This is a genomic window from Aeromonas sp. CD (genome assembly GCF_033349375.1).
GTDB classification, from domain to species: Bacteria; Pseudomonadota; Gammaproteobacteria; order Enterobacterales; family Aeromonadaceae; genus Aeromonas; species Aeromonas hydrophila.
Genome location: NZ_CP137631.1, coordinates 4,835,001 through 4,856,675, shown reverse-complemented (window position 1 = coordinate 4,856,675; position 21,675 = coordinate 4,835,001). Strand labels below are relative to the sequence as shown.

The following is a 21,675-nucleotide window of genomic DNA, read 5'->3' as shown; positions in this document are numbered from 1 at the left end:
CCATTCATGTCTTCATTGTTGGTTGAAAATGGCCGTGCGCTCGAGAGTCGCATCGATTTCAGCGCGCCCTGGCGTGCCTTGAAGGCCAGTTGGTGGAAGGTAGTGCTGTTTGCCCTGCTGATGACACTGGCGGCGGCGCCCTTCATCCTAGCCATGCCGCCCTATTATCAGGCCAGTGCGGCACTGCTGCTGAAAGCCGACACCGACAGCGCCTCCCCCGTCGAGCCCATCTATCGGGCCGACACCAGCCGGCGCGAGTACTACAACACCCAGTTCGAACTGCTCAAGTCGCGTCGGGTGGCGGACAAGGTGGTGACCAGTCTGGGGCTGGCCGATGAGCCCGAGTTCAATGGTCAGCCTGACCCGGATAGCTGGTGGGCCCGGCTGAAGGGGTTGGTGCGGGAGCCCCAGATCGAGAGTGAATCGGCGCGTCACCAGCATGCGCTCGATTACCTGGCCAAGCACCTGACCGTCTCGCCGGTGCGCGACACCCAGCTGGTCAGCATAGGTTTCGAATCCCGTTCCGCCGAGCTGGCCGCCAGGGTGGCCAACGAGGTGGCCAAGACCCATATCGCCCTCAGTGTGGAGGAGAGGGTCGATGCCAACACCATGGCTTCCAAATGGAATCAGACCCGGCTGGAGGAGGTCAAGGCCAGTTTGAACCGCCAGGAGCAGCGGCTCGGCGATTTTCTGGCGAGCCACGACTTGCTGACCTTTCGCGGGGTCGATGGTCTGCAGACCGAAGAGCTTGGCATCATCACCAACAAGCATGCGGATGCGCGGGAGCGGCGGTTGGCCGCCCAGGCCGAATATCAGAGTATCCAGGGTTATGGCGGGCGCGATCCGGCGACGCTTGCCTCCTTGCCTGAAGTATCCAACCACCCCCAGATGCAGGATCTGCGTATCGCGCTCATCAAGGCGCAGCAGGCGCTCTCTGAACTCTCCAAGCGCTATGGCCCCAGGCATGAACGCATTCTGCAGGCGCAAGCCCGCATCACGGCGCTCAACACCCAGTCCGACCGGCTGCTGCGCGAGATAGCCAGAGGGATCCAGGAACGTTACCAGAGTGCCCTGCACAAGGAGCAGCAGTACCTGCAGCAACTGGAAGAGAAGAAGCGGGAATTTGCCTCGCTGGCGGTCAAGAAGGATGACTATAACAACCTGAAGAACAACATCGACAAGACCCGCCAGCTCTACAACGAGCTGTTCCGTCGCCAGGAGGAGACCCGGCTCAATGCCCAGTTGCACGAGCCGAGTGCCATCCTCTATGACGATGCTTCCGTCCCGTTGCTGCCCTCCAAGCCGAACAAGCTGCTGTTCCTGCTGATGGTGTTGATCATGGCTGGCATGGTGGCCGTGCTGGTAGTGATCTCCGCCGGTGCCTTGCGCAATACCCTGGACCGTTTGAGCCAGCTTGTTCCGCAGCTCGGGGTGCGGGTGCTTGGCGAGATCCCGCGGCTGGCGGCCCTGCAGGAGCAATCCGTGCTGTTGCGGGCCGGGTCGGTCAACCCCAGGGTGGGGGCCTGTGCGGATGATCTCTACGCCATCCTGCGGCTGGAATCGAACCCGCTGCAGCGCATCATGATCACCTCCACCCGCGAAGGGGAAGGCAAGTCCACCCTGGCGGCCCTGTGTGCTGCCAGCTTTGCCCGCCATGAGCGGGTGCTGCTGGTGGACGGCGATCTGCGACGCGGCACCCTCAGCCGCCAGCTGGTTGGCCCGTCAGTCAAGCCCGGATTGGCAGAGTTGCTCGCGGCTGAGGCCGAACTTGCCGATTGTCTGGTACAAAAAGAGGGGCTGACCCTGCTGCCGGTGGGGCGTCTGGTCATGTCGCCATTGGCGCTGCTGGGTTCCCCGCTCTGGGCCGAATTGTTGGTCACCCTGACGCATCAGTTTGATCGCATCATAGTGGATACGCCGGCGCTGGAGCTGGGCAAGGATGCCCTGCTGCTGGGGCAACCGCTGGATGGGGCCATTCATGTGATCCAGTCCGGGGCGCTGCCCGCCGGGCGCGTGCTGACAGCGTTGGAACAACTCAAGACGACCCGGGTGCCCGTTCTGGGGGCCGTGCTGACCCAGGTAGCCGAGCGCCAGCTGGAAGGGGGCGAGAATCTGAGGCTCTGTGGTGCCCCCAGCCAGGGAGCATTATGAAACTGCTGCGCAGCATCACAACCATAGGCGGCGCTTCCGTGCTTTCCCAGCTGATCGGCGCCCTGTCGGTCTGGTATCTCTCCCACAAGTTCGACATGGCGGCGGTGGGCCTCTATGCCCTGAGTTACAGTGTGGTGCTGATTGGGGCCCAGATAGCCACCTTTGCCTCCCAACTGCTCATTCCCAAGCTGGACGAGGCCGAACTGCCTGCCAACCTGACGTTCACGCTGCTGCAGGTCTGTTTGATCCCCATCCCCTATGTGCTGGGGATAGTCTGCTTTTTTGCGCTGCCGCTGTGGCCCCTTTATCTGCTGACGGTGACGCACGGACTGATCCTGATAGCCGAGAACCTGGCGCTGCGGGCGGGTCATTACCAACGACTCGGCTTGCAGCGGATCTGTGCCTCTGCCGTGGTATTGCTCAGTCTGTTGTTGGCGCCAGACATGAGCCGCTTCTATCAGGCATGGGCGCTGTTGTTGCTGCTGGTGATCGGCGGCTGGCTCGGGAGCGCCTTTGACTGGCACAATATATGGCGTGCCGCGCTGACCCCGCGCCAGCTGGTGCGTTTTTTTTCCCGGCACCGGGCCCATCTGACCGGGGTAGGTTGTGCCGAGGTGCTGGCCATGGTCACGGCCAACCTGCCGACCCTGCTCATCAACTTCTGGTTTTCGCCGCTGGTGGCCGGCTATTTTGCGGTGGTCAACCGCTTCTGTCTGGCGCCCGTGATCATTGTCGGCAACGCCATACGTCACGCCATCTTCTCCCGATGGTCGGACGATTTTCGCCAGCACCGTTTCAACGGGCAGGAGTTTCGCAAGGTGAAACTCCTGCTGCTGGTGATGGGCAGTGCGGCAACGCTGGGCATTCTCATCTGCTATCCGCTGGTGATGCGCTGGTGCTTCAATGCGGAGTGGATCGCCTCCATCGACACCTCCCGTTACATGCTGCCCTATGTGTTCACCGCGGTGGCGGTCTGCCCGTTGACCGTGATCGAGCTGGTGTTTGGCTCGCCTGGCTACTTCCTGCGGATCCAGCTTGAACAACTGCTGGTGGTGTTGATCGCCTTCGTGCTGCTGCCCTGGCTGCAACAGGATTATGGCCTCTGTGTGCTGGTGTTCTCCCTGCTGACGGCGCTGCGCTATGGCTTCGTTTATAGGCGGGTAAACCGCCGGGCTGCCGAGTTGCAAGGGCGAATGGAGCCGGCCTCGTGAACAGCGCGCTCATCATGCAGGCCAACCTGCTGCTGTCGCTGGTCATTTGCGGCCTGGCGCAGTATGCCACCGGCATTACCGCCTTCCTCTGGCTGCCATTCCTGCTGGCGATCACCACCCTGTTGCTGCTGCCGCTGCAGACTCGCTATGGCCCGCTGCGGCTGGATTATCAGGAGAAAGTGCTGCTGTCGCTCTATTGCGGGCTGCTGCTGCTTGCTCTGCTCGGCACCCTGCTGCAACAAGGGGCCATGGTCACCCTCATTGGCTTCAAGAACGAGCTGGCGCTCTCTCTGCTGCTGCCCTGCCTGTTGCTCGGTTTCTGTCGCGAGTCGCAGATATATCGCATCATGCGGCTGGTGGACTGGGTCTTCTATCTGCAACTGCCCGTGGTGCTGTTCCAGGTGCTGGTCATAGTGCCGCAACGGGTTGCCCTGCACGGCGAGTTTGAGAAGTGGGATTCGGTGGTCGGCACCTTCGGTGGCGATCCCATGGGGGGCGGCAATACGGGGGCGCTCGGCTTTTTCTGCCTGCTGGTGATGCTGGTCAAGCTCTCCGAATTTCGCCACGGCCTCCTCTCCCTGCGCTCGGTCGTGCTCCACATTCTGTTGGCTTTCGCTATCTGCGTGCTGGGGGAGGTGAAGTTCATCATCCTGCTGTCGCCATTGCTGCTGGCCTGGGTCTGGCTTTCGCCCAGCTATGTCAGGGGCATGCAGAATTATGACATCAAGCGGCTGTTGCTGATTGTGCTGGCCATGGGGGGGCTGGTTGTCATCGCCATGCTCCTGCTGTCGGCATCCTATTCGTCGGCATTCGAGGGGGCGGAGCCGCAAGGGCCGCTCGATCTGTTCATCGACTCCCTCGGTTATATGTTCGATCCCAACCACATCAATCCGGAAACCGGTGAGCTGGGGCGGGTTACCACCCTCTTCTTCTGGGCCAGCAACGGTGATCACCATGGTCTCAGCAATCTGCTGTTTGGCTATGGTCTCAACACCACCAATCACGGCAGCACCATGCCGGGGTTTCTCAATCCGCTGTTCAACGTGTTGCTGGACTCCACCTCGCTCAGCGTCTTGCTGTGGGAGGTCGGCTTGGTGGGGGCCGTGCTGTTCATCGGTCTGGTGGGGCTGCTGCTCTGGTGTTGTCGCCCCCGCCCCCTGTTCGTGCGGGACCGCCTGAGCGAGGCGGATGTGCGGCTGCTCAGCTACCAGCCTGCCTTCATCGCCTTTGGCATCGGCTGCCTGCTCAGCTTGCCCTACAGCCAGCTGCTGATGCTGATCCCCGTGCTGCAGTTCATCTTCTATTTCGTGCTGGGAGCTGCCCTGGTGATCCGTTCATCGGTCCGGCAGGCCAGCTGTTCAAGTGAGGCATCATGAAGCCACCGCCATTCATTTCCGTCATCATCAAGACCTATAACGAGGCGGCAGGGATTGCCGGCACCATAGGCAGCATTCGGGCTGCTCTCGGCGATTATCCCCACAAGATCATAGTGGCGGACAGCCTGTCGACCGATGCGACCCAGGCCATTGCCTGCGAGCTGGGGGTGACTGTGGTCAGCCTGACGAACCCGGCCGATCGCTGCTGCGGGGTGGGGCCCCAGCTGGGTTATCTCTTCAGCGAAGGGGAGTATCTGCTGCTGCTCGATGGCGACATGGCGCTGGAACCTGAATTCATGCCGGCGGCCATCGCCTACCTGCAGGCACATGCCGACTGTGGCGGGGTGGCGGGGCGAGCCGAGATGGATGAGGCCCAAAGCTACGAGTTCAAGTCACGCAAGCAGCGCATCCACCAGATCTATCCGCTCGGCCCCTCCCGCTGGTTGTGCGGTGGCGGCCTGTTCCGGCGCAGCGCCATCGAGCAGATCGGCTATCTTACCAATCGCAATCTGCACGGTTACGAAGAGGCCGAGCTCGGCATCCGGCTGCGTCAGGCGGGTTACCGCCTGGAACGGCTGGATGTGCCCTTCTTCTTTCACCGATCCCACACCCTGGACTCCCTGGCGCTCATCCGGTATCGCTGGCGCATGGGCTATCTGTTTGCCAGTGGCGAGCTGGTGCGCTCGGCCTGGCGCCAGCCCTATTGGCGTGAGGCGTTGACCGTGATCCGCTCCGAACTGCTGTTCGGGCTCTATTTGCTTGTGCTGCTGATCAGTCTGCTGTGCTGGGGCGGCGGTGCATCTGGCTGGCTGCCCCTGCTTGCGCTGCTCCCCCTACTCGGTTTTATCACGCTCAAGACCGTCAGGAACCGCTCCCTCGGCGATGCCCTGCGCAGCGTCATGAATCTCTCCATCTATGCGGCCGGGCTGGGGCGTGGCCTGCTGCTGCCCCAGCAACCTCCCCGCCAGGCCCCCGCCCATCGCCTCATTCAGGAGTAATCACAGTGAAGGTTTTGTTTGCCAACAAGTTTTTTTTCATGAAGGGCGGTGCCGAGACGGTTTTCTTTCAGGAGCGGGAGATGGTGCGTCAGGCGGGTCACCAGGTGATCGAGTTTGCCATGCAGCACCCGGACAACCTGCCCTCGTGTCAGAGCGACTATTTCCCGACCAAGGTCGACTATCACGATCGCCACGGGTTGCTGGATCGATTGAAGATTGCCGCTCGCTTCATTCACCACCAGGAGGCCTGTGATCGGCTGGCCGCCCTGATCCGGGCCGAGCGGCCCGACATAGTCCACTTTCACAACATCTACCATCAGCTCACCCCGAGCATCATTCGGGTGGCCAAAGAACTTGGCTGCAGGACTGTGTTGACGGCCCACGACTACAAGGTGGCCTGCCCCAACTACAGCATGCTGGTGAAGGGCGCTGCCTTCGATCTCAAGCGGATCGAGGGCTCCTGGCTCAAGCTGTTTCGCTACCAGTGGCAGGAGGGATCCTGGGGCAAGAGCCTGCTGCTCTCCGCCGAGGCGGCCTGGCAGCAGTGGCGCGGCAACTATGAGTGTGTCGATGCTTTCGTCGCGCCGAGCGCCTTCATGGGGCAGATGATCCGTACCCGGCTGCCAGGGGCTCGCATCGAAGTGATCCTCAATGGTGTCGATGTGGAACAGAGCCGCGAGAGCGGGGAGGATCAGGGCTACTTCCTGTTCCTCGGTCGATTGATGACGGAGAAGGGGGTCGAGACCCTGGCGCGTGCCCATCAGCAGCTGCAGCACAGGGCCGGGCTCAAGATCGTCGGTGATGGGCCCCTGTTCGAACACCTCAGGGGTCATTACCCCGATGCCGAGCTGCTGGGATTCAAGCAGGGGGAAGCCTTGCTCGAGCTGCTGCGCCACGCCAGGGCCGTGGTGGTGCCATCGGAATGGTACGAGAACTGCTCCATGTCGGTACTGGAAGCCATGGCCTATGGCAAACCGGTGATCGGCGCTCGAATTGGTGGCATTCCGGAGCAGATCCGTGACGGTCAGGATGGCTTGCTGTTCGAGCCCGGCAATGCCGATGCGTTGGCCCGCTGCATGGACCGGCTGACGACCGATCCGGCGTTGACGGTGCAGATGGGACAGTCGGCGCGTCAGCGGTTGATCGCGCACTACTCCCTCGCCAGCCATCAAAGCGCCCTGCTGGCGCTCTATCAGTCATTGCTGGAGGGGCAGTAACATGGGCTTCTGGCGTCAGCTGAGGGCCGAACTGGCCCTCAATCCGAGCAAGACGGCCCGACTGTTTCTGTTCAATTACCGCCTGGGGCAGAGCTACTATCAGGACCGCAACCTGGCAGGCCTGCCGAGCCTGCTGTTGCTCAAGGGATTCAAGCTGGTGTGCGGGCTGGATATCTCCCCCAGAGCCAGGATCGACTGGGGGCTGCGGCTCTATCATCCGCAGAATATCGTCATCAACGATGCGGTACGCATGGGGCGTGACTGTACCCTGCGTCACAACTGCACCCTGGGCAACAAGCCGGATCGACACAGCGGCCTGGCGGGCTCCCCCGTCATCGGTGACGGGGTCGAGTTTGGCACCGGCGTCATCGTCATCGGCGCCATCACCATAGGCGACCATGCCCGGATTGGAGCGGGGGCAGTCGTTACCCGCGCCGTACCGGCCCGGGCCGTGGCCACAGGCAACCCCGCCAGAATCATTCGAGAAGACCATGAAGCAGACTAGTGTGACCGTACTCGGTACCCGAGGCATACCCCATGTGCTGGGTGGGGTCGAGACCCATTGCCAGGCTCTCTACCCCGAACTGCATCGCCAGTTCGGGCTGGCCGCGACCGTGCTGGCGCGTGCCCCCTATGTGGAGTACGACAAGGGGGAATTTGAAGGTGTGGCGCTCAAGGCATTGCCAGCCCCCAGGAGGCGATCGCTGGAGGCCATCCTTCACTCCCTGCTCGCGGCCTTTTACTGCCGCAGTCAGCCCTGCGATCTGGTGCATGTTCACGCCATCGGCCCCGGCCTGGTCGTGCCGCTGCTGCGGCTGCTCGGCAAGAAGGTGGTGTTCACCCACCACGGTCCGGATTATGACCGGCAGAAGTGGGGGCGACTGGCCAAGTGGGTGTTGCGGCTTGGCGAACGCTGGGCGGTGCGTTATGCCAACGAGGTGATCGTCATCTCGGAAGTGATCAACGACGCGATCCGCCGCGAATACGATCGCCAGGATGCCCATCTGATCTACAACGGGGTGAGGCCGGCCGAGCTGCCCGGCCCGGAGGCGATCGGCGCGACCCTTGGTCGTTTCGGACTAGAGCCCGGCGGCTATCTGGTGGCGGTTGGCCGCTTTGTCGAAGAGAAGGGCTTGCACGATCTCATTGCCGCCTATCGCCAGCTGGAAACCGAGCTGCCGCTGGTGCTGGTGGGGGATGCCGATCACCCGACCTCTTACAGCGAACGCTTGAAGGTGCTGGCAGACGAGACCCCGGGGGTGATCAGAACCGGTTTTCTCAGCGGCAATGCGCTGGTGAGCGTCTTCTCCCAGGCCGCCCTGTTTGTCATGCCCTCCTACCATGAGGGCTTGCCCATTGCCCTGCTGGAGGCCATGTCCTTCTCCCTGCCGGTGGTGGTGAGCGACATTCCGGCCAACCTGGCGGTCAAGCTGCCGGCATCAGCCTATTTCTCCACCGGCGATGTGGCGGCGCTGGCGCAACGGCTGCTGGCACGGCTGACGCTGGGACCGGTGGACTACAGCGAGTATCTCAGGTTGTATGATTGGCCGCGGATTGCCGGTCAGACCATGGCGGTGTATCGCAAGGCGCTGGCTAGGGCAGAAGGAGCCAAAGGTGAATAAGCAGCAGGAACGACATGGCGTCATGGATCGCTTCTACCGGGCCCTGGCGCCCGAGGTGGCACAGAGCCTGAGCGAGACCCAGCGCAGCGGGATCGAGCAGGCGTTGCGGGTGATGAGCAACGGCAAGTCTCATGCCATCAACGTCAACAGCGCGTTCGGGCTCGGCAACTGGCGCTGCTATCTGGTGGTGCTTATGGGCAGGGATCGTCGCCGGTCGCAGCGAGAGAGCGGTCTGCGCTTTCAGCTCAAGGTGCTGCTGACCACTCTGTTGCTGCTGACGGGGCTCTGCGGCACAGTGTTGCTGCTCTATCTCATCAAGTCCGCCCTTGGCATCGACATCTTCAAGGACTTCTCGTTCGGGATATGGGACCTGTTCAAGCAGAGTCTGTCGTGATGAAACAGGCTCCCGAGGGAGCCTGCTTGTTCACTGGATGTCGAGCTCGGTCAGCCGATACCAGCCGTTATCTTCTCGCCCGGCGATCCCCAGCTGCAAGGCGGGTTGCTTGTCCCGGCCGATAAAGGCCAGCTCCAGATAGTAGCGGCCAGCAGCCATCCTGCCTGGTAGTGTCAGACTGTCCAGCGTGGTGAAGCCGTGGCCCGGGATCCAGCGCGTCATGTCGTTGCGCGTCACCAGCATGGCGCCGACCTGGCCCTCGTCATTGATCAGCCGGTAGGTCAGCGGCCAGTTCTGGTAGGCCGGCGCCACTCCCTCGTTGTGCCAGTTGCCACTCAGGGTCAGGGTTGTTCCCGGCTGCAGCGGCCCCTTCAGCACCAGCTGATCCAGGACGATGCGATAGCCCATCTTGCGCAGCGCATTGTCGACTATGGTGCGGTACTGGGGCGGAACCGGGTCCGATTTCAGGTTGATGGTGGAGACGTGCTGGGCCAGTGCCCAGTCAAACGTCGCCTGCACATCCTCCTGGCTGTATTGCTGCTGGCTTGGCCACTCGCTTAGCTTGCCGCACACCTCGAAACTGACCGGTGCCCGCTGCCAGCTGGTGTCAAAGCCGGGGACATGGGCCCGGGCACTGGCCAGCCGCTCGGGGTAGGCATCACGCATGTGGCTCCAGCTTTGGGAGAAGTGATGCCAGTCGCCAAGGCAGTCCGCTCGCCAGCCGGCGCCTTTGCCCACCGCGTATTCGAACATGGGAAGGTGGTTGATCAGCATCAGCCTGGGGGTCTTGGCAAAGGCCGCCATCTGCAGATCTACATACTGCTTGAGCAGGGCGCTGGAGTAGCGTTGCTCCAGCGTCGGGCCCGGGAAATTGCTCATGTGCCATTCGCCCCATGAACCTATCATGCCGATGTCGATGTGACTCAGGGCCGGGTTGCCATCGTAACGAGCCCCCAGCGCCTGAAACAGCCGCTTGCTCCGTTCGATGAACAGGGGGTCGCCATAGTCGGGCACGAAGGTCTGGTGATCATTGACCCACTCCCCCCGGATCCCCTTGTCGATGAGCCAGCCCGGGATCTTGCTGCCCGAGAAGGGTTCATCCAGCGTCATGACCCTGAGTGCCACCATCTGCCTGGGCGTCTCGTGCTGTGCCTGCGCGATCGCGTTATCGATCAGGGCAAAGTTGTATTGGTCCTCTGCGGGCTCCAGCTCGCTCCAGTAGAAACGAAAGTAGTCGACCGTGGTGGTGGGGTGCTGCTCCAGGGACAGGGTCTGGCCCCAGCTGTCGTGAAACTCCTCGATCCCGACTCCCGGGTTGTTCAGCAGGTCATTGACCGGCTCCGGATTCAGGGTGAGCGTGCCTGCCAGAGCGCCATGGGCCCATAGCAAACCCGAGTAGAGCAGGAGCCTGCCCTGATGCATCTTCATCTTGTTGCCTATGCGTGTGGGGTATTGAGTACATGCTAAGTAATTGTCCGGTAAAGACCCAGTCGGTTCGAGGGATTTTAAAAAGAACCAACTGGGGCTTATGTCACGTCAGTCAGGCTTTGACGGAAGGCTGAGCCGACAGGCATGGAGCAGGCTCTCCATGGTGGTCATCGTGTCTTACCTGGCTGAGGTCTCAGACTGGCTGCCCATCACCCGATACCAGTCCAGCTTGCGGGTCAGCACCATGACCAGCGCCAGGATGGCGAACAGCAGCAGGGCGCCGAGCAGCAGGGCTATCTCCTCGGCCTGCAGCAAGCCGAACAGGATGGCATAGACCAGCCCGAGCAGGGCCGTGAAGCCGAGCCCCTGTCTGGGGCCGCCCAGCACATGGCTGAGGTAGAAGCCGTTGAGGGCCACGCTGGCCAGGGCGGCAATCAGATAGGCCCAGGCAAAGCCGAGGTGTTCGGTCAGGGCCAGCAGCACCAGATAGAAGATGGCCAGCCCCATGCCCACCAGCGCGTACTGGATCGGGTGCACCCGCAGCCCCTTGAGCAGCTCGAACATGAAGAAGCTGAGGAAGGTGAGGCCGATGAACAGCAGCGCATACTTGGCGGCCCGCTCGTTCTGCTGGTAGTGATCCACCGGCTGCACCAGGCTGACGCTGAAGGCAGGCTGATCGCCGCTGACGCCCTTCATCATCCGGTTGAAACGGCTCTCCATGTCGGTGGCAAACCAGCTGCTCTGCCAGCTGGCCTCGAAACCGCTTGCAGTAAGGGTGCGGCTGCCCGGCAGAAAGTCGCCGATGAAGTTGGGGTGGGGCCAGTTGCTGGCGAGGTTGAGCCTGCTGTCCTGGCCGAGCGGCACCACTTCCAGCTGGTTCATCCCCTGCAGATCCAGCTCGATGTGAAAGGCACCGTCTGCTCCCGGCAGGGCGGCGAGCGGTGCATGGATACCGGCCAGCCCGTCACCCAGCAGGGCGCCGGGAGCAAACGGGATGCGTTGTTCCCCCAGTTGCAGCTCAGGCACCCGGTTGATGCCGCGGGCATCTGACAACACCAGGCTCAGATAGGGTTTGCCTGCCACCAGGGCGGGATCGGCGCCATCGACGGTCAGATCCGGCTCGCCGCTGATCAGGGTTTTACCGTTCAGTTCGGCAGGCAGTCGCCCGGAGAGGGAGAGCCGGGTGTGATAGACCTGGGCCTGGTAGATGCCGAGCTTGCGCGGGGTCACTTCCATGCTGGCCTGCACGTCCAGCTGTTCCGGCAGCAGGTAGCGATAGAGCTGCAGCTTGCGCTCGAAGCGCTTGCCATCCTGCTCCACCGTGACGGTGCGGGTATAAGGCTGCACGACGACCGGCCCCAGTAGTCGCTGCGGGCCGCTGCTGCTGGCCATGATGCTGTGGATGGCCTGGCTGCGATAGGCCTGGCGCTCCCGGTTCAGCTCCATGATGGATTGCACCGGCACCATCAGCAGCAGGCTGAGCAACAGCAGCAGAAAGATCTTGTGGCTGAATATCTGTTTGACCATGACACATCTCCTTGTTAATGGAACCGAGTGTGGCGGTCGTGGGTGAAGCGGAGATGGGGCTGTGTGAAGCGGGGGTGAAGGGGGATAAAAAAACCGGCGCCTGGCGCCGGTCTGGGTATCACAGGGTTTTCAGTTTGGCCGGCAGGGCGGCCAGCACCTCTTCCTTGGCCTTGAGCGAGGCGAACTGTTTGCCGGGTTTCTGCACCACGGTATGGACGAAGATGAGCTGCTTGCCCGGCTTGCTGGCCCAGCCGACGAACCAGCCGATCTGCTGCTCCCGGTTGAGGCTGCCATCCAGTTTCTTCGGGTAGCCCATGCCGGTCTTGCCGTGGATCTGCCAGCCGTCGATCTCGCTCACCTTGAGGATATTGGCGGTGTACTGCAGGGTCTGCGCCGACACCGGCAGCTTGCCGCTCACCATCTTGCCAAGGAAGCGGGCCTGCTCCTGTGGACTGATGGCGAGACTGGCACTGAGCCAGGCCTGGGTCAGGCCGTCGTGCTTGCCAGGATTGCCGGAGAGATCCCGGTTGCCGTAGTCAAAACGGTCGACGTACTGCTGGAAGCGCTCCATCCCCAGCCATTCGGTGATCTGCTGGGAGAACCAGACCACCGAGTAGGTTTCCCAGCGGCGTGGGGTGGTGGTCTCCCGCCAGGCGGGCAGCCAGTCGTCGTAACCGGGTTTGAAGGGCAGTGCCGGGTGCTCTTCATCCACCAGAAAGCCGCTGTCGTAGCCCATCAGCGCCAGCGGGATCTTGAAGGTGGACGCGGGTGGCAGCTGGCTTGAACAATCTCCTTCGCTGGAGAGGGTCTGGCCGTTGCCGTCGGCATAGAGAAAGCAGCCGGTGGCGGCGCTGGCCGGCAGCGAGAACAGCAGGCCTGCGCCGAGCAGGCCGGATAACAGAAGGCGGGACATGGGGTCTCCTTGAGCACATTGAGTTCGCTGGGAAAACATCAGCATAGCGCCGCTTTATGTGGCCAGTGTGAAGTGTCAGCCCGCCGGCAACCAGAGCTCGGCCAGCACTCCGCCGTCAGGCTGGTTGGCGAGGGTCAGCCGGCCACCGTGCTGGCGCGCCACCTCGGTGGCGAAGCTGAGCCCGAGGCCGCTGCTCTTGCCCTTGTCGGGTCTGGGCAGCGAATAGAAGCGCTCGAAGATACGTGGCAGGGCGTAGTCCGGAATGCCGGGCCCCTGATCCCGCACCCGGAAGCAGTAACCCCCCTCCTCCATGGCCCCGCTCAGCGCCAGGGTGCCGCCGATGGGAGAGAAGTCGAGGGCGTTGTCCAGCAGGTTGCCGAGTGCTTGTTCCACCAGCAGCGAGTCCCACTTCTGTTTCTGGGCCTCCCCCAATTCGGCGTGCAGGGTCACCTGGCGGCGCTGGGCCAGGATCTGGCGGGCATCGAGCACCCGTCTGGCCAGCCTGGCCGGCTCGACGGCCTGTCTGTCCAGCCCCTGCCCCGACTCCAGTTTGGCCAGCTGCAGCATGCGCTCGATCAGCTGCTGCATGCGGGCTGTCTCCAGATTGATGTTGCCGATAAAACGGGTAGCCACCTCGGGTGGCGGCGCCTCGGCCAGTATTTCCCCTGCCCCGCGAATGGCGGCCAGCGGGCTCTTGAGCTCGTGGGTCAGGCTGTGTACATAGGCTTCGATGTAGGCCTTGCCGTCCAGCTGGCGACGCATGGTTTCCAGGGAGCGGCCGAGCCGATCCAGTTCCGGGCTGTAGAGGCGCGGCAGGCTGGCGGGCTGACCCTGGCTGACCGCATCGGCGTAGTGCACCAGCTTGCCGATGGCGCGGTTGAGCCACCATACCAGCAGGGCGCCGATCAGCAGCGAGATGAACAGCAGCAGGGCCGCCCCCTGCAGCAGCTGGTGTTCGCTGCGCTCTATCATGGGCAGCAGGGTGCGGTTCGGCTTGGCGACGGTGAGGGAGCCGAGGATGTCGTCCCCCTCCCGCAGCGGTGCGGCCACGTGCATCACCGAACTGGCGGGATCGTCGGGGTCGCTGCGGGTGCTGCGGGCGCCGTATTCCCCGCGCAGGGTGCGATAGACATCGTTCCAGCGTGAATAGTCCTTGCCCAGATCCACCCCGTCCGAGTCGTAGACCACCTTGCCCCATCGATCGACCACATAGATGCGGTACTCCGCCTGCTGTTTGAGGTGGCCGTCGATGAGGGCGTTGATGGGGCTCTGGTTGAGGCGGGCGAAGGCGCTGGCCAGCCGGCCATCCGCCATCTTGCCTTCCTGCAGGTCATCTAGTGCCAGCGGTGCCAGCATCTGAGCCATGTCCACCAGGGTATCTTCGGTGGCGCTGCGCACCCCGGGTTTGATCTCCTCGACGAAGATCTCCAGCACGAACCAGGCGGCCAGCGCGAAGATCAGCACCAGCCCGCACAGCAGTTGCAGCCCAATCCTCATGGCGTCCTCCGGCCGGTGTCAGGCCATCCTCTGTTCATGCCAGCTCCAGGCTGTAGCCGAGTCCGCGATGGGTCAGGATCAGGTTGGCGTGGGGATCCCGCTCCCGCAGCTTGGCGCGGATGGTCTTGATGTGGGTGTCGACGGTCCGATCCAGGCTCTCCTCCGCCCCGCTCCACACCAGATCCATCAGCTGCTGGCGGGAGTAGACCCGGCCCGGCGCCTGCATCAGGGTCTTGAGCAGCAGGTATTCGTAACGGGTGAGCGCCAGCGGCTGGCCGTGAAAGCTGATGCGAGCCCGCTCCTCGTCCAGCGCCAGCAACTGGCTCGGTGGGGGCGTGGCCGGCTGGCTGCGGCGCAGGATGACCCGCACCCGGGCGCACACCTCCCGTGGCGAGAAGGGCTTGGCCACATAGTCGTCGGCTCCGATCTCCAGTCCGATCAGCCGGTCTATCTCCTCGCTGCGGGCGGTGAGAAACATCAGCGGGGTATCGCACAGCGCCCGCACCTGCTTGCACAACTCGAAACCGCTGATGTCCGGCAGCCCCACATCCAGGATCAGAAAGTCGGGGCGTGTCTGTTCCAGTCGTGCCAGCAGCGGCTGGCCGAGGGAAAACCACTCCACCTCGAAACCGTCGGTCTGCAGCGCATAAATCAGGGTGTCGGCGATGCTGGCTTCATCTTCCACCAGCCAGATGGTTCGTTTTTGCATGGCATCCTCGTCGCAAATCAGCAGCCCCATTCTGGCATCGAACCAAATCGGATCCTATTTGCCGTTTGATTTTTTCAAAAAAGGTATTAATATTTCGTCATTCTTTCGAATCGAAACTTAAAGATGACCAAACGTAATACTCAGCAGCGCCGTCACACCATAGTGAGTCTGGTGCAGGAGCAGGGTGAAGTGAGCGTCGATGCCCTGGCCAAACACTTCGCCACCTCCGAAGTGACCATCCGCAAAGATCTGGCGGTGCTGGAGACCGGTGGCCTGCTGCTGCGCCGTTACGGCGGTGCCGTTCCCCTGCCCTCCGAGATGGTGGTGGAGAGCAATCCCGAGCAAGTTTCGAAACGAAAGCTGGCGATTGCCCGTGCGGCCGCCGAGCGGATCCGTGATCACAATCGCGTCATCATCGACAGCGGCAGCACCACCAGCGCCATGATCCCCATGCTGGGCAACAAGCGCGGCCTCATCGTGATGACCAACTCCCTCAACGTGGCCGGCGCCCTGCGCGAACTGGAGAACGAACCCACCCTGCTGATGACCGGCGGCACCTGGGATCCCCACTCCGAGTCCTTTCAGGGGCAGGTGGCGGAGCAGGTGCTGCGCTCCTATGACTTCGACCAGCTGTTCATCGGTGCCGACGGCATCGATCCGGAACGCGGTACCACTACCTTCAACGAGCTGGTTGGCCTCTCCCGGGTCATGGCCGAAGTGTCGCGGGAGGTCATCGTCATGGTGGAGTCGGAGAAGATCGGCCGCAAGATCCCCAATCTCGAACTGCCCTGGTCCGGCATCCATACCCTGGTGACCGACGAGGGGCTGGCCAGTGCGGCCAGAGAACAGATCCAGGCCAGGGGGATCCAGCTGATTTGCGCCCCCGTGGCCGTTTGACCTGAACAAAACATTATCCAATCGAATTAACGTCTTACGTCTCAAGGAGAAGTGTATGTGTGGCATCGTCGGGGCCGTCGCCCAACGTGATGTGGCTGAAATCCTGGTAGAGGGCCTGCGCCGTCTGGAATACCGTGGCTACGATTCGGCCGGTGTGGCCGTGTTCAGCGCCAACCAGCCGCTGCAGCGGGTGCGTCGTCTGGGCAAGGTGGCCGAGCTGGCCAAGGCGCTGGAAGAGCAGTCCGTCCACGGTGGTACCGGCATTGCCCACACCCGCTGGGCTACCCATGGCGAGCCGTCCGAGCGCAACGCTCACCCCCACGTCTCCGAGCATATCGTGGTGGTGCACAACGGCATCATCGAGAACCACGAAGAGCTGCGCGAAGAGCTCAAGGCGCTGGGCTATGTGTTCAGCTCCGACACCGACACCGAGGTGATTGCCCACCTGGTGCACCACGAGCTGAAATCCGCCCCCAGCCTGCTGGCGGCCATGCAGGTCGCGGTGAAGCAGCTGCGCGGCGCCTACGGCACCGTGGTGATGGACAGCCGTGACGACAGCCGCGTGGTGGTGGCCCGCTCCGGCTCCCCGCTGGTGATCGGTCGCGGCATCGGCGAGAACTTTATCGCCTCCGACCAGATGGCACTGCTGCCGGTGACCCGTCGCTTCATCTTCCTGGAAGAGGGTGACGTGGCCGAAGTGACCCGCCGCGACGTGCACATTTTCGATACCCACGGCGAGGCCGTGGTGCGCGAGGAGCTGGAGTCCGAGCTCTCCCACGATGCCGGTGACAAGGGTGAATACCGTCACTACATGCTGAAAGAGATCTACGAGCAGCCCAAGGCCATCACCAATACCCTGGAAGGTCGGCTGGGTTCGGATCACGTGGTGATAGAGTCGTTCGGAAACGGTGCCCGCGCCATCTTCGACCAGGTCGAGCACGTCCAGATCGTCGCCTGCGGCACCTCCTACAACTCCGGCATGGTGGCGCGCTACTGGTTTGAAGAGATCGCCGGCGTCTCCTGCGACGTGGAGATCGCCTCCGAGTTCCGCTACCGCAAGTCGGTGGTGCGCCCCAACAGCCTGCTGGTGACCCTCTCCCAGAGCGGCGAGACCGCCGACACCCTGGCCGCCCTGCGGCTGGCCAAGGAGTCCGGCTACATGAGCTCGCTGGCCATCTGCAACGTGCCGGGCTCCTCTCTGGTGCGTGAGTCGGATCTGGCCTTCATGACCCGGGCCGGTGCCGAAATCGGGGTGGCTTCCACCAAGGCGTTCACCACCCAGCTGGCTGGTCTGCTGATGCTGGTGGCCTCGGTCGGTCACTGCCGTGGCAACCTGAGCGCCGCCGCCGAGGCCGAGCTGGTCAAGGCGCTGCAAGCCCTGCCGCTGCGCATCAAGGAGAGCCTGGCGCTGGCCAAGGATATCGAAGCCCTGGCCGAAGAGTTTGCCGACAAGCACCACAGCCTGTTCCTGGGCCGTGGCAGCCAGTACCCCATCGCCATGGAAGGGGCACTCAAGCTCAAAGAGATCTCCTACATCCACGCCGAGGCCTATGCCGCCGGTGAGCTCAAGCACGGCCCGCTGGCGCTGATCGATGCTGAGATGCCCATCATAGTGGTGGCGCCGAACAACGATCTGCTGGAGAAGCTCAAGTCCAACGTGGAAGAGGTGCGCGCCCGCGGCGGTATCCTCTATGTGTTCGCCGATGCCGACGCCGGCTTCAAGAGCGACGAAACCATGCGGGTGATGAGCCTGAACCATGTGGAAGAGATGATAGCCCCCATCGTTTACACTGTGCCGTTGCAGCTGCTCTCCTATCACGTCGCCCTTATCAAGGGCACTGACGTGGATCAGCCGCGCAACCTGGCAAAATCCGTGACCGTGGAATAAGCCGTCGCCGGAAATGAAAAAGAGCCGCATTGCGGCTCTTTTTGTTTGTCTGCTCGAGTGGCTGTTATGACAGCCGCAGGTTGGTGATGGTCACGTCGTCCAGCGAGGGCACTATGATGCCGCTGGAGATGCTCTTGGCGATCGCCTGGTTGCGGTTCTTCGAGTCGGTCTTGTTGGTGACCTGATTGAGGTGGAAGTTCACGGTCCGCTCGCTGATGCCGAGGATGGTGGCGATCTCCCAGGAGGTCTTGCCCTCGCTGGCCCAGAACAGGCACTCCTTCTCCCGATCCGACAGCTCGGTCAGGTACTTCATCAGATCCGGCCTGCTCTTTATCAGCTGCAGCGCCGAGTTGAAGATGTAGCTGGCGCAGAACGACAGCAAGGGAACGTTTTCAAACATCAGGTCGGAATTGGACTTTTCCTTGCTGATGAACGAGAGGATGCCGTGTTCCCCCTGCGGCGTGTGCAGCGGGAAGGAGACACCGTTTCTCACCCCGAAGTCGGCGGCCAGGTTCATCACCTCCCGGCTGGCGCTGGGCAGCCAGGGAGAGTCGCAGTCGAGCTTGTTCCAGAAGATGGGCTGGGTCTGCTTCAATCCCAGGAAGACGACCGGATCCTGGGTCAGGTAGTGCCGCTCCGAATAGGCATCGAACCAGCTGGTGGGGCAGTTGTTGAACAACGCCACATGGGATTTCTGCATGCTGATGGGGAAAATAATCAGCAAACGGAAGTAATCAAAGCCCATCTGATGACTGAAGCGCTCCAGCTGCTGCTGGATGTCGCTGGTCTTCTTGGCCTTGGTGAACCGATCGATGTGTTCCCAGATCGCATCGTTGAACATGAACTTCTCCTTTTTCGATCTCTATCACATTGATCGAAAAGATATTTTTTATTTATTAATTTGGTGTGGTGAGAACCAACGCCAGTGACTCCCGTGCTTGCTTAAAAATTATCCTGTTTTTTCGGCCGAAGGCCAACAAAATCATCTGATTGCCACTGCCCCCACTCTTTGAGACAATGAGAATAGTTATCATTGTTAAGATTTATATCATGAATAAGTTTTGGGGTTTGGCCTTGTTGCCACTGTCAGTCCACTTCGCTGCTGGCGCCGACGAGCTGGTCGCACCGGCACTGAAAAACAGCATCGCCGCCGGGAAAGCCTCCCAGCAGCGCGTGGAAAAAGCCGCCGATGCGGCCGTTGCCGCCCGGCTGGAGCTGCAAAATGCCCAGCTGCAACTGCGTGATCTGGAAGCCTACAACCGCTACATGCAGTCTCTGGTGGCCGATCAGCAAAATGAGCTGGGCAAGCTGAGCCAGCAGCTGGAGGCGGTACAGGAGACCCGGCAGGGCCTGATCCCGCTGATGCTGCAGATGCAGGCCGATCTGGAGCAGCTGGTGCAAAATGACATGCCGCTGCGCAAGGAAGATCGCCTGGCGCGGGTTGAACAGCTCAAAGCGACCCTGGCTCGAGCCGACGTGAGCGAGGCGGAGAAGTTCCGCCAGCTGCTGCAGGCCTACCAGATTGAAGCCGAATACGGCAGCCGGTTGGATAGCTACTCTACCGAGCTGGCGCTGGACGGCGCACCGCGCCGGGTCGATGTGCTGGCGGTGGGCCGGGTCTCCCTGCTGGCGATGACCGCCGATCGTTCACAGGCGTGGCGCTGGTCTGCGCAGAGCAAGCAGTGGCAGGCTCTCGACAGCCAGTGGCTCTCTCCCATCGCCGAGGCGCTGGAGATGGCTGCCGACAAGAAGGTTCCCCAGTTGTTGAATGTCCCCCTTTCCGTCAGCCGTGGTCAGGAGGCCCAGTCATGAGCGTCACCATGAAGTGGTTCCCCCTCGCCATCGCCCTCTCTCTGGGCACCACTGCCGCCGTTGCCGATGAAGCCTGGCAGCAGCAGGAGCAGGCTCGTGAGCAGCAGGCCCAGCAGGATCTGGCGTCCGTTTCCAAGGAGCTGAACAGTGCCCGTGCCAAGCTGGCCGCGGCCCAGAGCCTCAGCAAGCAGCTGGTGGCCGAGTTTGCCGGCAACGAGAAGCAGCTGGTGGAGCTCAACGCCCAGTGGGAGCAGGCCTCCGGCGACATGAACGAGATCTTCGCGGTGACCCGCCAGGGGGCCAGCGATGCGGTCAAGCTGCTGAGCGAATCCGCCGTCGAGGGCCAGTACCCGGAGCGCCTCGCCCCGCTCAAGGCCATGGCGCAGGAGAAGCAGGTACCGGATCGCGCCGCCCTCGCCCTGCTGCCCGCCACCCTGTTGCAAGAGATCCGCGAATCGGGCCGGGTTGCCCAGTTCGACGGCAAGGTGCTCGATGCCCAGGGGGCTGCCAGCGAGCAGCCGCTGACCCGGGTCGGCAGCTTCGCCCTGCTGGGGAGCGCAGGCTTCCTGCAACCCACCGCCGAAGGCCTGAGCCCGGTGCTGGGTCTGCCCGGCAGCGTGCTCTCCGCCGCGGCCGCCTATCAGGGTCAGGAGGGGGAAGCGCTGCCGCTGGATCCCTCCCACGGCACCCTGCTGGCGATGCTGGCGCAAGCCCCCACCTTCTGGCAGCAAGTCCAGCAGGGTGGCCAGGTCGGCGCCATCATAGTGCTGCTGGCCGCCATCGGCCTGGGGATCGCCGGGGTAAGGCTGTGGAGCCTCTCCCGCGAGCTGGGCCGGGTTCGCCGCCAGCTCAAGAGCGGCGAATATCATGCTGACAACGCCCTCGGCCGGGTGCTGACGGTGGCCGACAAGCATCCCGAGCTGAGCATGGAGACCCTCGAGCTGCGTCTCGACGAGGCGATCCTGCAGGAGACCCCTCGCATGGAGCGCGGCATCGGCATGGTCAAGGTGATCGCGGCCATCGCCCCCATGCTGGGCCTGCTCGGCACCGTGACCGGGATGATCGGCACCTTCCAGGCCATCACCCAGTTCGGTACCGGCGATCCCAAGATCATGGCGGGCGGCATCTCCATGGCGCTGGTCACCACGGTACAGGGTCTGGTGGCGGCCATTCCGCTGATCCTGGCCCATAGCCTGCTGCAATCCCGCTTCACCGAACTCTCCAACGTGCTGGAGCAGCAGGTAGCCGGCATTCTGGCCGAGCGGGCCGAAAGCAACCGTGACGGGATGGAGCGGGCGGCATGATGCTCGACATCTGGCAACAGCTGCAGAGTTTCATGGGCCGTGGCGGCCCGGTGCTCTGGGTCATTCTGGCCCTGCTGGTGCTGATGTGGATTCTGATGATCGAGCGGCTGCTCTACCTCAACCTGGGGTTTGCCCCGCTGCAGCGCCAGCTGCTTGGCCGCTGGCAGGCCCGCAGCGAGCGCCACAGCTGGCACGCTCGGGCGATCCGCGGGCGCTGGCTGGCCGAGGCCGAGCTTGAGCTCAACCGTCATCTGATCTTCATCCGCACCCTGGTGGTGCTCTGCCCCATGCTGGGGTTGCTGGGTACCGTGACCGGCATGATAGGCGTATTCGATGCGTTGGCCGCGGCCAACCGCTTTAACCCGGAGAGCATGGCGGGCGGGATCTCCCGTGCCACCATCCCCACCATGGCTGGCATGGTGGTCGCGCTTTCCGGCGTATTGTTACTCAGCCGGCTCGAGAGCCAGGCCAAGCGTGCGCTGGCCAAAACCCGGGACGGCCTGCGAGAAGAGAAGGTAATGCAATGAGACGGCAATCCAAACGCCAGCGTGACGAAGTGCAGATCGACATGACCCCCATGCTGGATATCGTGTTCATCATGCTGATCTTCTTTATTGTCACCACCTCCTTCGTGCGCGAAGCCGGGCTCGAGGTGCACAGGCCCCAGGCCAGTCAGGCCAAGGCGCAGAAGTCCTCCAGCATCATGCTGGCGATCGGTGCCCAGGGGCAGA

The 21,675-nt window shown here is 62.7% G+C and carries 20 protein-coding genes (1 of these 20 cut by a window edge); 14 read left to right on the top strand and 6 right to left on the bottom strand.

Features of this window, described 5'->3' with window-relative positions; all coding sequences use genetic code 11:
* Window positions 1-6 precede the first annotated feature (6 nt).
* From R2E40_RS22765 to R2E40_RS22730, 8 genes are read left to right on the top strand one after another with little or no spacing between them, the layout of a single operon-like run.
* Window positions 7-2,151, top strand: a complete 2,145-nt coding sequence (locus tag R2E40_RS22765; RefSeq protein WP_318164445.1) for a polysaccharide biosynthesis tyrosine autokinase — start codon at window positions 7-9, stop codon at window positions 2,149-2,151.
* Complete coding sequence (locus R2E40_RS22760; protein ID WP_318164444.1) at window positions 2,148-3,362, top strand: hypothetical protein; 1,215 nt, start codon at window positions 2,148-2,150, stop codon at window positions 3,360-3,362. Before R2E40_RS22765 ends, R2E40_RS22760 begins: the two co-directional genes overlap by 4 nt.
* The gene (locus R2E40_RS22755; RefSeq protein ID WP_318164443.1) at window positions 3,359-4,738 is read left to right on the top strand and encodes a capsular biosynthesis protein; all 1,380 of its coding nucleotides are present in this window, start codon (window positions 3,359-3,361) and stop codon (window positions 4,736-4,738) included. Before R2E40_RS22760 ends, R2E40_RS22755 begins: the two co-directional genes overlap by 4 nt.
* Window positions 4,735-5,736 carry a glycosyltransferase family 2 protein gene (locus tag R2E40_RS22750; RefSeq protein WP_318164442.1) on the top strand — a complete coding sequence of 334 codons (1,002 nt, stop codon included), beginning with the start codon at window positions 4,735-4,737 and terminating at the stop codon, window positions 5,734-5,736. Before R2E40_RS22755 ends, R2E40_RS22750 begins: the two co-directional genes overlap by 4 nt.
* Before the next feature lie 5 nt (window positions 5,737-5,741).
* Window positions 5,742-6,953 carry a glycosyltransferase family 4 protein gene (locus tag R2E40_RS22745; protein WP_318164441.1) on the top strand — a complete coding sequence of 404 codons (1,212 nt, stop codon included), beginning with the start codon at window positions 5,742-5,744 and terminating at the stop codon, window positions 6,951-6,953.
* Between the two features lies 1 nt (window position 6,954).
* The gene (locus tag R2E40_RS22740) at window positions 6,955-7,458 is read left to right on the top strand and encodes a serine acetyltransferase (protein ID WP_318164440.1); all 504 of its coding nucleotides are present in this window, start codon (window positions 6,955-6,957) and stop codon (window positions 7,456-7,458) included.
* The gene (locus R2E40_RS22735; RefSeq protein ID WP_318164439.1) at window positions 7,445-8,575 is read left to right on the top strand and encodes a glycosyltransferase family 4 protein; all 1,131 of its coding nucleotides are present in this window, start codon (window positions 7,445-7,447) and stop codon (window positions 8,573-8,575) included. Before R2E40_RS22740 ends, R2E40_RS22735 begins: the two co-directional genes overlap by 14 nt.
* Entirely contained in the window at window positions 8,568-8,969 is a 402-nt protein-coding gene (locus tag R2E40_RS22730; RefSeq protein ID WP_318164438.1) for a hypothetical protein, read from the top strand. The genes R2E40_RS22735 and R2E40_RS22730 overlap by 8 nt, the downstream gene beginning before the upstream one ends.
* 30 nt (window positions 8,970-8,999) lie before the next feature.
* On the opposite strand, the gene R2E40_RS22725 is transcribed toward R2E40_RS22730, so the two are convergent.
* The 5 genes from R2E40_RS22725 to blrA form a co-directional block, all read right to left on the bottom strand.
* The gene (locus R2E40_RS22725) at window positions 9,000-10,397 is read right to left on the bottom strand and encodes a DUF4832 domain-containing protein (RefSeq protein WP_318164437.1); all 1,398 of its coding nucleotides are present in this window, start codon (window positions 10,395-10,397) and stop codon (window positions 9,000-9,002) included.
* Window positions 10,398-10,574: 177 nt separating this feature from the next.
* On the bottom strand, window positions 10,575-11,924 hold the full coding sequence (gene creD, locus R2E40_RS22720) for a cell envelope integrity protein CreD (RefSeq protein WP_318164436.1): 1,350 nt from the start codon (window positions 11,922-11,924) through the stop codon (window positions 10,575-10,577).
* Between the two features lie 118 nt (window positions 11,925-12,042).
* Window positions 12,043-12,837, bottom strand: coding sequence for an OXA-12 family class D beta-lactamase OXA-950 (locus R2E40_RS22715; protein ID WP_029305121.1), 795 nt, complete (start codon window positions 12,835-12,837; stop codon window positions 12,043-12,045).
* 75 nt (window positions 12,838-12,912) lie between these two features.
* A complete protein-coding gene (gene blrB, locus R2E40_RS22710; RefSeq protein WP_318164435.1) occupies window positions 12,913-14,334 on the bottom strand; it encodes a beta-lactam sensor histidine kinase BlrB in 1,422 nt (473 codons plus the stop codon).
* Window positions 14,335-14,368: 34 nt separating this feature from the next.
* Window positions 14,369-15,043, bottom strand: a complete 675-nt coding sequence (gene blrA, locus R2E40_RS22705; protein WP_016352391.1) for a beta-lactam response regulator transcription factor BlrA — start codon at window positions 15,041-15,043, stop codon at window positions 14,369-14,371.
* 123 nt (window positions 15,044-15,166) lie between these two features.
* Here blrA and R2E40_RS22700 point away from each other — a divergent pair, with 123 nt between their 5' ends.
* A complete protein-coding gene (locus tag R2E40_RS22700; RefSeq protein WP_017410463.1) occupies window positions 15,167-15,940 on the top strand; it encodes a DeoR/GlpR family DNA-binding transcription regulator in 774 nt (257 codons plus the stop codon).
* Between the two features lie 55 nt (window positions 15,941-15,995).
* On the top strand, window positions 15,996-17,828 hold the full coding sequence (gene glmS / locus R2E40_RS22695; protein ID WP_318164434.1) for a glutamine--fructose-6-phosphate transaminase (isomerizing): 1,833 nt from the start codon (window positions 15,996-15,998) through the stop codon (window positions 17,826-17,828).
* Between the two features lie 64 nt (window positions 17,829-17,892).
* On the opposite strand, the gene R2E40_RS22690 is transcribed toward glmS, so the two are convergent.
* Entirely contained in the window at window positions 17,893-18,669 is a 777-nt protein-coding gene (locus R2E40_RS22690) for a helix-turn-helix transcriptional regulator (RefSeq protein ID WP_016352388.1), read from the bottom strand.
* Between the two features lie 209 nt (window positions 18,670-18,878).
* Here R2E40_RS22690 and R2E40_RS22685 point away from each other — a divergent pair, with 209 nt between their 5' ends.
* The 4 genes in view from R2E40_RS22685 to R2E40_RS22670 are tightly spaced (each overlapping or abutting the next) and all read left to right on the top strand, a layout consistent with a single transcriptional unit that may run on beyond the window.
* A complete protein-coding gene (locus R2E40_RS22685) occupies window positions 18,879-19,640 on the top strand; it encodes a DUF3450 domain-containing protein (RefSeq protein WP_166464693.1) in 762 nt (253 codons plus the stop codon).
* Window positions 19,637-20,944 carry a MotA/TolQ/ExbB proton channel family protein gene (locus R2E40_RS22680; protein ID WP_318164433.1) on the top strand — a complete coding sequence of 436 codons (1,308 nt, stop codon included), beginning with the start codon at window positions 19,637-19,639 and terminating at the stop codon, window positions 20,942-20,944. Before R2E40_RS22685 ends, R2E40_RS22680 begins: the two co-directional genes overlap by 4 nt.
* Window positions 20,941-21,471, top strand: a complete 531-nt coding sequence (locus tag R2E40_RS22675) for a MotA/TolQ/ExbB proton channel family protein (RefSeq protein WP_005307253.1) — start codon at window positions 20,941-20,943, stop codon at window positions 21,469-21,471. Before R2E40_RS22680 ends, R2E40_RS22675 begins: the two co-directional genes overlap by 4 nt.
* Window positions 21,468-21,675: the 5' portion of an ExbD/TolR family protein gene (locus R2E40_RS22670; RefSeq protein WP_005321875.1), read on the top strand. Its footprint extends 194 nt past the window's final position; 208 of the gene's 402 nt are visible here — the first part of the coding sequence; the start codon lies at window positions 21,468-21,470; the stop codon falls past the right edge of the window. Before R2E40_RS22675 ends, R2E40_RS22670 begins: the two co-directional genes overlap by 4 nt.